Genomic DNA, 13030 nt, shown 5'->3' on the forward strand with positions numbered 1-13030 from the left:
CCCAACACCAGTAAACCCAATGCAAAACAAACCCACCATCACTGTTCCCAAACACTCACCTTTCACCCAACGCGTCGGTATCAACTACGACGCCTGGGCCACCAATTGGTACACCGGAGCTTCCTCTGAAGCGATGGTCACCAAGCAAATCGACACCATTTTACCTGACTTTGCGACCATCCACTTGTACCGCCTCTGCGGCTGGACTGAGATCGTCAGCAACAACGACCTCGACCCCGTTACCCAGTCCGTACTCAGTGCCGTTGTCGCTTCGAATCAATCTGGCGTTACGGTAGAAGTCTCGCTGGGAACCTCAAACGGCTTGGTACCACTCTTAGCCAATGGTGACGGCACGTATTCTGCAGCCAAATATTGTAGTGCTTGGCTCAATGCACTCGTGGGCTTCTTCAATGACACTGCGATGCTGAAGCAAACGATCAAAGTCATCACTCTGGGCAATGAGCTCGACACCTCCTCTGTCACCCCAGACGAACTCGGCAAGGCCATGGATAATCTCTACGCTGCGCTCTCTGCGCACCCAGACGATTACTCAAGTATCCCACTCTCCATTTCCCTCTCCAACATGTCCCTCACAAACAAGTGGGGAACATTTGCCAATAGTACCTCCGACAATCTAATGGCGACGGTGACAGCACACTGGAAATCAACCTGGAATCACGGGCAAGCCTTCCTATTTGCCAACCACTACCCGAAATGGATCTATGACCCAAACGGTAATAAGAACGGATTAGATGGCTATCTAGCAGGTGTCCAAGCCTACAACGCAGACACCCACAAATCGAATGAAGGCAAGGCCTACGACATCGATATCTATGTTGGAGAAACCGGCTACACCGCTGAAAGTGGAAAAGAAGCGGATGAAGCCACCTACATCAACGATTTATTTGGCTGGTTAGAAGCGCAACGAAGCGCACACGGGAACTGCATCCCACTCTTTATCTTCGAAGGCTTTAACGAACCCAAGAAACCAGCCGGCCAGCAAGCCATGGGGATCTACGACTGTGATAAAACCACTGGCGAGCCTGAGGGACTCAAAGCTAACATTTCTATCCCCAAGTGGGTAAAATAAGGATCATCACTAAGCAAGATCCTGAACATGAACGACACCACACAGACCTCATCCAAGACTCAAACCATTCTTGCTATATCTAGCATCCTCATGCCTCTCCTACTCGGCTACTTTTGATACATCTACCAACAGATAAAAACACAAGAAGGCATCCATGAACAGTATGTGAGTATGGCCGTAACCATTCGCCAACAGCCCGTTGACCCTGAAAAATCAGAACTGCGGAAGTGGGCAATACAAATCCTCGATCAATACAGTGATGTACCTCTAGATCCTACACTCAAACAAAAGCTACAAGAAAATTCACTGCCTTAATCACCCGCCAAACTTAATAAGCTAGACCTAAGAGCAATTACATACCTTCTGCTAGATTCTACCTAGAACCGATGTGCAATGAATACTCACTACCTTCATACTACTAAATCTCCAGAGCACTTCATAGGCCTAAACCAGCTGGCACTAAAAAATCAACCGAGGAATCAGCATTCTAACTTTGTCGACAATCGATACAATTCACTGATTCAGAGAAAGGTAAATTACAACACTGTCTGTGTAGGTCTTAATAACGGCGATGCTATTGCAAACAAAAATGAACTAATACTCGCCATTAAGAAACGCTGGCCCCACCTCGACGATACACGCGTGAAAGGAATCGTCACAGACATCGCTAAAAAGAAGGCAATATGGTCAATGGCTCAAATACATGGAGCAGTTCAGAACATTGTAAACCGTGAATCAGCGGTGCCGACCTCTACCAAAGGGCGTCCTCCCACACTCTATACCTACACACATACACATGTGGACAATGCAATTAGCGAATATGGGGTACCGCAGGGTCCTCATACTTTAGGTTATTCCGCAATCCATGAATCATTACACACCACTACCCAAAAAAGAGTGGAGCGTTCACGTTTCAAAGAACAAATCGAAAGCCCAAAAGATTGGTGGAATTTGATCAAAGGGGAACTCACTTCGAGCCAGAGGAAAGACACCATATTGAAAGCACGCCTCACTAAGGCTAAACGCAGCTATCAAAAATACTACGATGAAGCCATCGCACATTTTAACACGCTCGAATCCCCAACAGCGACGAAAGGCAAGAAGCAGCAGGCAAGAACAGAGATAAAAATCCTCATGAATCACTTGATGCAGCTCCACCCCTACGCAACGTTCGCGTGGGCTGCTAGAAATTCAAAACCGGATGTTAGCGGTAAAGGCGAAAATAGAGACATCGATGATGACAGAAATATCGATAAAGCCGCGAGATTTACCCAGATGGACGAGCTCAAGCTCTATATCAAACGACGCAGGCTTCTTGGCAAGAAGGTTGACTAAGCTTGTTGGTTTGTCTTTCGATTAAGTGAGATAATTAATCCAGTATCGTTCGCGTGAAAGACTACTAACACCCTTTTATACAAAAGTTTCATGATGTATCCCTCCCTCAATTTCTAGAAGTATCTCATGCCTTGTAAGAGATCACTGGAGATGTTGGGTGATACGATATCGCACTACTCTCTGGACTACTAGGTGAAGAGCTGAAGTAGGCAGTATCATACTTCAAAACCCCATTCTCTAAATCGGCATAGGTAACTACTACCATGGTCTGTCCTTTGACTGTGGTTGGGAACAGACTCACACATTTACCGGAGTGTTTTTTAGCTTTGTGCTTATTGTAGATTTTTGAGGAAATGGTATTTCCAACATCTGCAGCCAGCAACTGAGCTTTTGCCACACCATGACCATCATCCCGATAATGCTTTGTCTCTATTGCGTCTACAAAAGAACTTAAGAGTTGTACGACCTTATATTGGATTGGCTCAGAGCTTTCTTTATCACCTGAACTAGGCAATTCTTGTAATTTTCTCTGAGCAACAGATTCAGGGCGATTATTCACAAACCCAAAGCCTTGCTTTCCCTCAGTTTTTTTCTGAACAGTAGAGTGACCGACCGCCCCTCTGTTTCTCTCTTTGTTTTCATAAGCGCACGCATACATATCTCTAAATCCACAATCCACTTACATCATTAAACATAATAAAAACACAATTAAACACACCAGAACAAACATCTATATATAAAATATATTTCAACTTGTTCGCTTTTCAACTGGCACATTCTTTTTATAAAGGGTTGCTGATTTAATTTTACTCTTGGGTATCGAGCCAGGATGAAGCACTTCAAATTGTTGGGGAAATCTATTTTTAAAGTTCCGAGTTTTCAAAAGATCAGCCACATGAATGTACTTATCTAACTCCAACTCCCAAACCACTCCATATTCGTGCTTCTCAGTAGCAAAGTGGAGTGCTGTGTCAAAATCCGTTGTACAAGAAACCATACCGTTTTTAAGTGTATTGGTATGAGTATGTTCAACAACTCCAGCAAATGAAATATCCGACGTCCCTCCAGCTGGGATATTGGTAAAAGGTAGGTCTTTGAAACTATCAGGTGTAACGTCTCTTCCATCACCTCGAAGAACTGTTATTGCAGGTTTAGATTTGGCCATGTAATCCCTAAAATGAATCTCATCCATTTTAGTAAACTGAGTGGGATCATTTCGCTCTTTGGATAACAACCCCTTTTCTGCAGAACTAAAGATGTTATTAAATCGGTTCATTCCACCTGATTTAGTAAAGAAATTGACCTTAGATATAAAGGTTTTACATACTTTACTATTAGTTATCGCTCGACGGGATAAGTCGTTCATTTCTTCAAAGTTTGTATCTAGCATTTTAATTTCTTCAGTTGCATGCGCCCAACCTCGATCTTGAAAGTACCCTAAATAATTTCCGAAGCCTCCACGCTTTCTTAAGGCGTCAGCCAGTGCTGATTTACGTATTTTAAGGTCCTCAAATTCTTTTTTTGCTACCTCTAAATTTTTCAATTCAGCTACATTCAGTGGACGAAGTTGAATTGTTGAAGATGGTAAACGTACTCCTTTCTCCAAAACGTCTGCTGAACGGTTATCTAGAAAATTTTGTATCACTAGCGCTTTGTTCTGAGAAGCAGTGTTAATCTGTACCCTTGGACTTCTTTCTTGATATTTCTCTACTTGATGATGCATATGCTGAGATTCACAGTTTATGTCACACCCAACAATTTCTTCAAATTCTCCACCCCACCAAACTTGCTGAACAACTGGGCGCCGGTTTGGTTGATGGCGTCTAGCGATTGTGGGCGGTGGTTGCCGCTGCGGGGGAAGAAGCAATAGGCGATGCCGCTGGAGGTGCCACCGTCTTTCGGGCTGTCGTTGACGCCGAGGGCTTTGGCGAGTGCTACGGAGCCTTCGCCGAGGCTATTGGGTGGGCCTTCGTCGGCGGCGATGACGTAGGCTAGTTTGCCATTGTCGAGATTGAGCACAGCGCCGAGATCGCCCATCGCGCCGCCAAAGTTGTTATGACTCAAAGGAAGGACAATGAAAGGAATCTCTGAGGCATTGACGTAGGCCTGCGGGCTGGTGGCCGGATAGTTCGGGTCCTCCAACGAGGTGGTGGAGACGTAGTAGCCGGGGGCTGGATCGTTCGGCCCTTGGACCACAGGGGTGCCGGAGTCGTTACCATTCTCAGTGGCGATCCCCCACCAATTGCCTGGGCTGCCAGCATTCGGAAGATAATCGAGCCCTTTGTCGCTGTCTGGTTTCGGGTGGTAGGCGAAGGGTGAACCGTCGGCATCCACATTGAGTCCGCTCTGGTAGATCACGGCATCGAAAGGCGCGGTCTGGTAGACGGTGACGCCACCCACGGTGGTGAGCACGGACTTCTGGGTTGCGGCGGGCGGCGGAGAGTCGCTGCTCAGGGCTTGGTGTTGTGGCTCTTTGGCTGCGCGTTGCTGGGCACGCTCATGCTTCTTCGAGGCGCTGAGGTCTGGGTGCGCTGAAGCTGACGCTGCTGGCGCTTTGCTATCCGAGCTTGCAGTCTTGTCTTTTTCTGACGCTGCCTCTGAAGGTGCAGAAGTGCTCGTTGGCGTACTTACTTGCTTGCTCTCCGACTCGCTCTGTGAAGCTCGCGTACTGACCTCCTTAGCTGAGCTGCTGACCTTGTCGGCCAGCTCGGTGACGTCGTTGAGCGCCTTGCTGGCCTGCTTTGGCAGGAAGTCGGACACCGCGCTCTCCGCAGCACTGGCCTTGCCCGCGACTTTCTGCAGTTCTGAGCCCGCCTTGCCAGCTTCACCTGAGACGTCGCCTACAATGGCGAGCGCTTTTTCTTCCAAGCCCACATAGTGCTCGACGAAATCGACAAGCACCTCGCTCATGTGGATCAGCGCGTTGATCGCGCGCTTCTTTGGAAAGAAACTAAACATGCTAACTAATTACGTGTTAGAATCTATAGCCGATCTGAGAAGTCAATGAAATTGACGCTGTGAACAGGCCGAAAACAAAATACCGCCACTCGGCGAACCAAGTGGCGGTATGAAAGTGATAGTTGCTTCTCTAGCTGGGCTAGTGATTAAGCAGCGTTCTTTTTCGCGAGTGCTTCTTTCGCTTGCTCAACGATGGTGTTGAATGCAGCGATGTCGTTGACTGCAAGGTCAGCAAGGATCTTGCGGTCTACTTCGATGGACGCGGCCTTGAGGCCTTCCATGAAGCGTGAGTAGGTGATGTTCTGTGCACGGGAAGCAGCGGAGATACGCTGGATCCAGAGGCGGCGGAACGCACCCTTACGCTTCTTACGGTCGCGGTATTCATATTGACGCGCCTTGATGACAGCGTCCTTCGCATAGCGGTATAGTTTGGAACGGAAACCACGGAAACCCTTAGCGCGTAAAAGGATACGCTTGCGGCGGGCGCGGCTTGCCGGACTGTTTGTTGCTCTTGGCATTTTCTTTTCCTTATTTGATCAAACTGTTTTTCTTAGTTACTCCCGTAGTCTCGTCTGATCGTATTCCCACTTGGTGGGACTGGCTACGTGGAGTTTCCTCTCGATTCGCGAGAGGGCGAGTCTGTGCTCGCGGTTCGTGTTCACTGGTTAGGGCCTAGAGAAATGGAAGTGATTCCCTTACTCGTGGTAGATCTGCGTCAGAAACAAGTGCTGCTTTTCCGAGGAAACGCTTACGCTTACGACTCTTCTTCTGAAGAATGTGTCGCTTACCTTGTTTACGGCGAAGAATCTTGCCTGTACCTGTGACCTTGAAGCGCTTAGCTACGGACTTACGTGTCTTTGCTTTACCTGCTGTTCTAGCCATGGGAGGCGCAAGCTACCTACAATCCACCAATTTTCAAGAGGAATATTTTAGAATTTCTCAAATTATTCCGTATTGGGTGGGAATTCAACCTTCGAATACGCATGTCCAGTAGAAGGTGTGCGTTCTAAATCGATGATTTTGAAAAGCAAAAGCCTAGGACACCCGTTGGATTCTTGGGCAGCTGAAGAGCGTAAATTCTAGACAAGACCCCACAGTCGATCGGATTCGACGATTGAGAAGACTTGTCTCACTCTCCGTTGAGTAGGCTATCTAGCTTCTGCTGATCCCAGGTTGGTGCCTGAGGGGCCGATTGATCGCGCTTCGGGGCCTCCCCACCGAACGAGGTGAAGGTATCCTTCATCGTCACATAGACAAACATGGTGAGGAGTAATGCGACGAAGCCCGATTGCACGAACTCGAGCACCCGAGTGTTGAGCGGCTTCTTGCGAATTGCCTCCATCACCGCCATGGTGATATGACCACCATCGAGCACAGGGAATGGCAAGAGGTTGAAGATTGCGAGATTGACATTGAAGAGCACCCAAAAGTGCATGGTGAGGCTCAGTGGATAGTCAGTGTGTAGGATGCGGTACATTACCTTGCCAATACCTACAGGTCCGGAAAGGTGCTGTGGTCCAATACTGGATTTGGGCGAGGTAAGCGCCTCGATCGTTACCGCCATCATCTTGCCTGAAGTTGCCACTTGTTCCCAAGGGCCGGGATGCACCAGCTGAGTGGCGCTGGCCGGCGCTTGAAAGCTCATACCGATCATCGGTTTTGGCTCTGCGCCAGGCACCACGGAAAAGCCATTGTTCGGCACAATCGCCATGGTCTTGAGGCTGAGTTTTTCATCTCCTCGCATCACCTCCGCCGCCAGGGCTGCATCGGGCTCTTCTTGAATCAGGCTGATAAAATGTGACACACTCCAAACGGTGCGCCCATTAAGCGAGAGAATGCGGTCGCCAGTTTGAAAGCCCCCCACATCGGCGGGGCCACCAGGCGTTACGAGCCCTACAATGACTTCGCCCATCGGCGCAATGCCCACCTGCCGGACCCCGTCGCGCTTGGTGAAATTAGTGGCTTCATCGATATGGAAATTGGTGGTGAGTGTCAGCTCTCCGGCACCTGGGCGTTTGACCAAGAGGTCGATGCTATCCCCTTTACTGAAAATGATCTGTTCCTGGATCGACTCTAGGCTACCAGCAAAACCGAAGACTGGCTCACCATTCACTGCTAGGATCTCGTCCCCCAGCTGCACGCCTGCTGCCGCGGCCGGCATTCCCGGCACCACGTAACCCACAGTTTGCGTTTCGATTAGTTCTTTGGGCTTACCGATCTGCCAAACGACTACTGCCGCAGCGAGAGCAAGAAGGAAGCTGAACAAAGGCCCTGCGAACGCGACGATGATTTTATCTAAGGGTGTGATCGGAGGTAGCGGTTCTTTGCGCGATTCGTTGTCCCCCTCGATGGCTTCCATCGGCGCCATTTGCGGCAGAGCGACAAAACCTCCAGCCGGAACTGAGCCCAAGCCGTACTGCACCCCATTGATGGTTTTCTTCCAAATGGGTTTCCCAAACCAGATCTGGAATCTCTCGACCTCCAGTCCTCGCCAGCGGGCAGCCAAGAAGTGACCAAGCTCGTGAACAAAGATGATCACATTGAAACTGAAGATGACCACGAGGATAAATCCTATGGTTTTGAGTACGGTGAGAATGCCTTCCATAATCTGGTATTGATGCGAAGGTAATGGTATCTGCTGGATTTTCAAGCTGATATCAGCAGCGCTGTATTGACTTAAGCTGAAATTCCATCAAAATCGTAATAATGGCATTTCGTATTGATCAACAAATCATCTCCGGATGGATCGACAATACCACCCCTGGAGTCACTAGAGGTGAGATCATCATTGCCGGAGTGGATCGCCCAGTCCGGCTCTACATCCGAGGGAATTGTCTGCGCGACATCGCAGGAACACGCGTCCAATTCCACAACCCGAATCCACAACCCAGCCGCGAAGTTGCCGAAAACCTGCACGCAGTTCAGCGCGGCGCCATTGGCGTCTGCACCGCTTCGCAAAAAGAAAGTTCGCTGGTCAAGGGCAAGGCCAAGATACTCAATTTTCTGCAACTCGAGTGGTTCAGCTTGGTCAATGCCCATGTCGTGATCCACACCAGCGACTTCGAAATCGAAATCTCAGACCATGAATGGACGCTGAGCAAGGAAGAGGAAGCAACCCAGCAAGAAGACAACGCTGCCGCACTCCAGCACTTCATCGAAATCATGCACACTGCGAACAAAGCACAAGCTCAGGTGAAGGAAGTGGAAGGTGAGGTCGATGAATTTGAATGGGAAAAACGCCTCCGCCTTCGCGACACATTAGAGGAAGCGGCTTGGTTCCTTGGCACACAAGCCTACAGCCCTACGATTGAGACCCTCGAAATCCATGAAACCGCGATTGAGTCCCGCGAGCCCATCATGCAACACGCCCTACTAGTACAAAGCAGAGCTATCGACCTCATCGGCGAAAACATCGAAGATATGAGCCCAGAGAGCGACCTCGCTCTCGCCACCGCCTACGTCGCCGATGCTCTCGACGAGCTATGGCCAGACAAAGCTGTGGATCTAGAAAATGGCTACATGATTGCCGTACTGAAGCGAGCCCTAGACACCTGCCACGTGGCCATCGACGTCTGCAACAAGCTCATCGAAACCAACGAGAGCTTCGAAGACCTAAGAATCCATGTCTTCTACTTGCGCGATCTCATCTTTGATAAATCGGTTGAGCTGCGCACTTCAGAAAAAAAATAGCACCTCCCTCAAGAACTGAAGGAAATGCTAGAAATTGGGTTCAAGCTATCTCTTGCTAGCGTGAGAGGTGCGATGACATCATGACAATGTCATCCGCCAGCTTCACCTTCGAGCTATTGACCACCTCGATATCGACGGAATCCAAGACTCCTTCCTTAAATACCATGATCTTGTTGGGGTGACCGGCGAGCAAGGAATCCACTGCTGCCACCGCAAAACGATAGGCCATGATACGATCGTAAACTGTGGGTGACCCACCACGCTGCACGTGACCAAGCACCGTGAGGCGCGCATCCATATTCAAGTTCACCTTGATCCATCGCGTCAGGTACTCCGCCATGTTTGTCCCCTCGGCGACAACAGCAATGATGTGGTCACGGCCATTTTTAATATCTTCACGCAAGCGCTCACCAATCTTCTCCAGATCGTACTCATTCTCTGGGACGATGCAGATCTCAGCACCACTCGAGAGCGCACTGACCATGGCGAGGTAGCCACAATCACGCCCCATCGTTTCAATCACAAAAGCGCGGTTGAAAGAACTCGCGGTATCACGGATAGAGTCGATACTATCACGGATCATGTTGAGTGCTGTATCCACCCCCAGACAATAGTCCGTGCCGGGAATGTCATTGTCGATCGTGGCTGGAATCCCTGCAAACGGCACTCCAAAGTCAGCGTAAAAGCGATTCAGAGCAGCAAACGAACCATCGCCGCCAATCACGATGAGCTTGGTGATCCCCAAGTTCACGAGATTGTCGTACGCTTGCTTGCGGTACTCATACTCAAAAAAGCGCTTCGAACGAGAAGAGCGGAGCACGGTACCACCTCGGTGGAGAATACCAGAAACATCCTGGCGTGATGCCTCGGTGATCAGTCCGTCGATCAAACCTCTCAAACCATCCCTCACGAGGTACGGCTTGAGCCCCTTCTGGGTGGCATAGTCCACCACACACTTCACAGCCGGATTCATCCCTGCGGCGTCGCCGCCAGATGTCATGATTGCAATGCCTTCCATCTTTCTAAAAATTTAATTCCACACGCGGCAGTGGCCTTGTGCTGACAATGATTTACAGAACTCGATAGTTAATTGCAAGCAGCAGTCACAGATAAGCTGTGCATAAATACTCACGCTATTGGTATTTGTAATGACCAACCACATCGTAGTCCAATAATGAGTCGATCCACTGAGAGCCAAAGCCTCGGTTAGAGACAACCCACTTCTCTGCAGAGCGAGCTCCTGGCCCGGGCACCACAATGCCGCTAATCAAGCTACCATCTGGCTTTCGCCAAATCACAACATCTCCATTTTCGTAGAGTACCGCGTCACGTTCGACACTCATTTGGACTTCTATGCGCTCAAAATAGCGCTGTAGATTCGGGATTCTGCGGTGGTCGATGTTGCTATCGGGCTTGCGCATCCCCCAAAGCTGAGGATAGCTGCGAAAGGCATTGTCCATGTCTTGGTGCACTCTCTCTTGGAGATCCACCCCGACAGACCGGAAACTGCGAACAAGAAGGTCTGCCTCACCCTCACGCTCTTGCGGGATATCGCCCGCAGGGAAATCAATCTGATAATAACCAGAATCGTAAATGTGTTGTTGTAGCGAATGCTCCAGTGCCGCAGCAGCGATACGATCTCCCAGTTGCTCGCTTGCTCTCAGCTCAGATGCAATGCGATTCGCTTCATCCACGGAAGCATCCACCTGCTGGGTCTTGACGTAGTCTGCGAATGTAGGCCAGGCAAAATAGCTCACAAAGAGTCCCGTCATCAACAGGATCACCCAACCGCCTATCACAGGCTTACGTTTTTTCTTTTGGGGGGCGGGTCCAATGTACTCAATCGGTCTCATTTACTTCGCTCTTGTCTGTCTCTGGGAATTTCTTAAACATGAACCTACGCACAGAATGCCTAATATTCAACGCTTTTTAAGTTTTTGATCTATACGTCTGAATGCAATCTTTGCTATCAGTTTTCACAACAATCCTCCCAAAGCAATTTGCAGGCCAAACAACAGCCAAAAAACCTCATGAATATTCTGTCCATCGGCGCATCATCTAGCAGCAAATCGATCAACCAACAATTGGCCAATTACGCTGCTGGAAAAATCAAGAACGCGGTAATCCAAGAGGCCAAGATTGGTGACTTCCCCGTCCCAATTTTCTCGACAGACCTCGAGGAGACAGAAGGCATCCCCGAGCAAGCGCAGCGCTTCAGAGAACTCATCCAATCCTGCGACGCCATTGTGATCTCCCTGGCAGAGCATAATGGCTCCTACACCGCGGCCTTCAAAAACCTCTACGACTGGGCATCACGCATCGACTACGCAGTCTGGTGCGAAAAGCCGATGCTACTACTCGCCACCTCACCAGGCGCGCGTGGTGGCGCCACGGTGCTCGAAGCAGCCGCGGCCACGTTCCCACGCATGGGGGCGCAGCTTGTTGGCTCGCTCAGTGTGCCAAGCTTTCACGACAACTTCCAACACGGCGCGCTCAAGCACAGTGAGCTTGACGCACAACTCAATTCACTGACACAACGACTCCACAAACCCACATCCATATGAAACGTATCTTATTCGCTCTAGCCCTCACGCTCGGAGCCATCACCGCAATCCCTAGCTGCAGCTCAGTCGTAGGCATTGGCAACAACAGCAGCTCATTCGCCTCCACTGAAATCCACAATGCATCGCGCAGCCGCGTGCGCAATGCTGTGGTACAAACCTTCCGCGCCGAGGGGTTTTCATTAATCTATGAGAAAGGCAACAGCCTGCGCTTCCAAAAATGGGGCGGCACCTCTGCTGAGCTTATCTATGGATCATGGTACACCGAAGGCGTGGCCGTGGAGCCCGAAGTTGAAATCGTTGAATTGGGTGGCAACAGCTACGCCGTACTCTGTGATGTTTTCATGCGCGAACACAGTGGCTCAAGCTTTGATGCCAACTACCGCATTCTCGCCACTGGCAAGATGGCGTACGATAAACTCATGAAAAAGATCAAAAAGATTGCAGAAACCCCAAGTTAATGAGCATAGAGGTGCAGCGCCAGCTCGATCCCATCGCGCTCGCGCCCATCCATTGATCTCATCACTACCTAACGTCATGCCTGGGCTCATTCTCAAATTCACCTGTCCCGACCAACAAGGACTCGTCGCAAAGATCTCGAACTACATCGCCGATCGCCGCGGCAGCCTCACCGAACTCCACCAGTTCACCGACGCGCAGAGCGAAAAGTTCTTTGCACGCTTCGAAATTGACATGAGTGCCCATGAAGGCAGCACGCAGCACTTCATCGATGGATTTGAAGAACTAGGAAACGCCCTGCAGGGCAGCTGGCACTTCCGCGAGTTTCCCTACAAGATGAAAACCGCCATCTTGGTGACCAAGACCACGCATTGCCTCAACGAGATCCTCAACCGAGCCTCGATCGGCGAGCTCCCTATCGAGATCACCTCGATCATTGGCAATCGCGACCACTGCAAGCACATCGCTGAGATGCACGGCATTCCCTTCCACCAAATCGATATGGATGGCGCTCAAAAAGAGGCTGGCTTCCAGCAGATCCGCCAGATCCTCATCGACGAAAAAGTGGAACTCAGTGTGCTCGCGCGTTTTATGCAAATCCTGCCTGATTGGTTCTGCGAGGAATTTTCAGGCCGCATCATGAACATCCACCATTCCTTTCTCCCGGCATTCATCGGAGCCAATCCATACCGCCAAGCCTACGAGCGCGGCGTCAAACTCATTGGAGCCACCTGCCACTATGTGACCCGAGACCTCGATGCTGGACCAATCATCGAACAAGAGGTGAAGCGCGTGCAACACTTCCACAACACCCAAGATCTGATCCGATTAGGCAGCGACTGCGAACGCTTTGCTCTGGCACGCGGCATCCGCTACCACGTCTACGATCGCACCATCATCGATGGACACCGTGCGATCGTCTTCCCTGACTGATTGA

General features: G+C 50.1%; 14 protein-coding genes. 6 read left to right on the forward strand and 8 right to left on the reverse strand.

Annotated elements, in window-relative coordinates:
* The first annotated feature begins 19 nt into the window (after window positions 1–19).
* Together F454_RS0112125 and F454_RS0112130 are read left to right on the forward strand one after the other, a co-directional pair.
* Complete coding sequence (locus tag F454_RS0112125; RefSeq protein ID WP_018970926.1) at window positions 20–1090, forward strand: glycosyl hydrolase family 17 protein; 1071 nt, start codon at window positions 20–22, stop codon at window positions 1088–1090.
* A 393-nt stretch (window positions 1091–1483) separates the two neighbouring features.
* The gene (locus tag F454_RS0112130) at window positions 1484–2425 is read left to right on the forward strand and encodes a hypothetical protein (protein WP_018970927.1); all 942 of its coding nucleotides are present in this window, start codon (window positions 1484–1486) and stop codon (window positions 2423–2425) included.
* Window positions 2426–2549: 124 nt separating this feature from the next.
* Here the strand turns inward: F454_RS0112130 and F454_RS0112135 are convergent, their stop codons facing one another.
* The 6 genes from F454_RS0112135 to rseP form a co-directional block, all read right to left on the reverse strand.
* Complete coding sequence (locus F454_RS0112135) at window positions 2550–3104, reverse strand: hypothetical protein (protein ID WP_156817271.1); 555 nt, start codon at window positions 3102–3104, stop codon at window positions 2550–2552.
* 69 nt (window positions 3105–3173) lie between these two features.
* Complete coding sequence (locus F454_RS0112140) at window positions 3174–4148, reverse strand: hypothetical protein (RefSeq protein ID WP_018970929.1); 975 nt, start codon at window positions 4146–4148, stop codon at window positions 3174–3176.
* A 17-nt stretch (window positions 4149–4165) separates the two neighbouring features.
* Window positions 4166–5383 (reverse strand): glycoside hydrolase family 75 protein, encoded by a 1218-nt coding sequence (locus F454_RS15940; RefSeq protein ID WP_018970930.1) that lies wholly within the window; start codon window positions 5381–5383, stop codon window positions 4166–4168.
* 146 nt (window positions 5384–5529) lie between these two features.
* Window positions 5530–5901 carry a 50S ribosomal protein L20 gene (gene rplT / locus F454_RS0112150; protein ID WP_018970931.1) on the reverse strand — a complete coding sequence of 124 codons (372 nt, stop codon included), beginning with the start codon at window positions 5899–5901 and terminating at the stop codon, window positions 5530–5532.
* A gap of 154 nt (window positions 5902–6055) precedes the next feature.
* On the reverse strand, window positions 6056–6265 hold the full coding sequence (gene rpmI, locus F454_RS0112155) for a 50S ribosomal protein L35 (RefSeq protein WP_018970932.1): 210 nt from the start codon (window positions 6263–6265) through the stop codon (window positions 6056–6058).
* Window positions 6266–6512: 247 nt separating this feature from the next.
* Window positions 6513–7988, reverse strand: coding sequence for an RIP metalloprotease RseP (rseP, locus tag F454_RS15130; RefSeq protein WP_018970933.1), 1476 nt, complete (start codon window positions 7986–7988; stop codon window positions 6513–6515).
* 101 nt (window positions 7989–8089) lie between these two features.
* Between rseP and F454_RS0112165 the strand changes: the two genes are divergently transcribed.
* Entirely contained in the window at window positions 8090–9073 is a 984-nt protein-coding gene (locus tag F454_RS0112165; protein WP_018970934.1) for a hypothetical protein, read from the forward strand.
* 55 nt (window positions 9074–9128) lie between these two features.
* Here F454_RS0112165 and F454_RS0112170 read toward each other — a convergent pair whose 3' ends face one another.
* Entirely contained in the window at window positions 9129–10091 is a 963-nt protein-coding gene (locus tag F454_RS0112170; protein WP_018970935.1) for a 6-phosphofructokinase, read from the reverse strand.
* A 115-nt stretch (window positions 10092–10206) separates the two neighbouring features.
* Entirely contained in the window at window positions 10207–10926 is a 720-nt protein-coding gene (locus F454_RS0112175) for a DUF1287 domain-containing protein (protein ID WP_018970936.1), read from the reverse strand.
* Window positions 10927–11103: 177 nt separating this feature from the next.
* On the opposite strand from F454_RS0112175, the gene F454_RS0112180 reads away from it, so the two are divergent.
* The 3 genes from F454_RS0112180 (at window position 11104) to purU (ending at window position 13026) form a co-directional block, all read left to right on the forward strand.
* The gene (locus F454_RS0112180; RefSeq protein ID WP_026292885.1) at window positions 11104–11637 is read left to right on the forward strand and encodes an NADPH-dependent FMN reductase; all 534 of its coding nucleotides are present in this window, start codon (window positions 11104–11106) and stop codon (window positions 11635–11637) included.
* Window positions 11634–12095, forward strand: a complete 462-nt coding sequence (locus F454_RS0112185; RefSeq protein WP_018970938.1) for a hypothetical protein — start codon at window positions 11634–11636, stop codon at window positions 12093–12095. The genes F454_RS0112180 and F454_RS0112185 overlap by 4 nt, the downstream gene beginning before the upstream one ends.
* Window positions 12096–12171: 76 nt before the next feature.
* Window positions 12172–13026 carry a formyltetrahydrofolate deformylase gene (gene purU / locus F454_RS0112190; RefSeq protein ID WP_018970939.1) on the forward strand — a complete coding sequence of 285 codons (855 nt, stop codon included), beginning with the start codon at window positions 12172–12174 and terminating at the stop codon, window positions 13024–13026.
* Window positions 13027–13030 lie beyond the last annotated feature (4 nt).

It is taken from the genome of Rubritalea marina DSM 17716, from assembly GCF_000378105.1.
GTDB lineage: Bacteria > Verrucomicrobiota > Verrucomicrobiia > Verrucomicrobiales > Akkermansiaceae > Rubritalea > Rubritalea marina.

What these genes read in the sequence shown, in the direction of transcription:
- rseP (WP_018970933.1), bottom strand. Translation starts at nt 7,988, where the DNA reads ATGGAAGGCATTCTCACCGTACTCAAAACCATAGGATTTATCCTCGTG.
- F454_RS0112180 (WP_026292885.1), top strand. Translation starts at nt 11,104, where the DNA reads ATGAATATTCTGTCCATCGGCGCATCATCTAGCAGCAAATCGATCAAC.
- rplT (WP_018970931.1), bottom strand. Translation starts at nt 5,901, where the DNA reads ATGCCAAGAGCAACAAACAGTCCGGCAAGCCGCGCCCGCCGCAAGCGT.
- purU (WP_018970939.1), top strand. Translation starts at nt 12,172, where the DNA reads ATGCCTGGGCTCATTCTCAAATTCACCTGTCCCGACCAACAAGGACTC.
- F454_RS0112140 (WP_018970929.1), bottom strand. Translation starts at nt 4,148, where the DNA reads ATGCATCATCAAGTAGAGAAATATCAAGAAAGAAGTCCAAGGGTACAG.
- F454_RS15940 (WP_018970930.1), bottom strand. Translation starts at nt 5,383, where the DNA reads ATGTTTAGTTTCTTTCCAAAGAAGCGCGCGATCAACGCGCTGATCCAC.
- F454_RS0112125 (WP_018970926.1), top strand. Translation starts at nt 20, where the DNA reads ATGCAAAACAAACCCACCATCACTGTTCCCAAACACTCACCTTTCACC.
- F454_RS0112165 (WP_018970934.1), top strand. Translation starts at nt 8,090, where the DNA reads ATGGCATTTCGTATTGATCAACAAATCATCTCCGGATGGATCGACAAT.
- rpmI (WP_018970932.1), bottom strand. Translation starts at nt 6,265, where the DNA reads ATGGCTAGAACAGCAGGTAAAGCAAAGACACGTAAGTCCGTAGCTAAG.
- F454_RS0112170 (WP_018970935.1), bottom strand. Translation starts at nt 10,091, where the DNA reads ATGGAAGGCATTGCAATCATGACATCTGGCGGCGACGCCGCAGGGATG.
- F454_RS0112185 (WP_018970938.1), top strand. Translation starts at nt 11,634, where the DNA reads ATGAAACGTATCTTATTCGCTCTAGCCCTCACGCTCGGAGCCATCACC.
- F454_RS0112175 (WP_018970936.1), bottom strand. Translation starts at nt 10,926, where the DNA reads ATGAGACCGATTGAGTACATTGGACCCGCCCCCCAAAAGAAAAAACGT.
- F454_RS0112130 (WP_018970927.1), top strand. Translation starts at nt 1,484, where the DNA reads ATGAATACTCACTACCTTCATACTACTAAATCTCCAGAGCACTTCATA.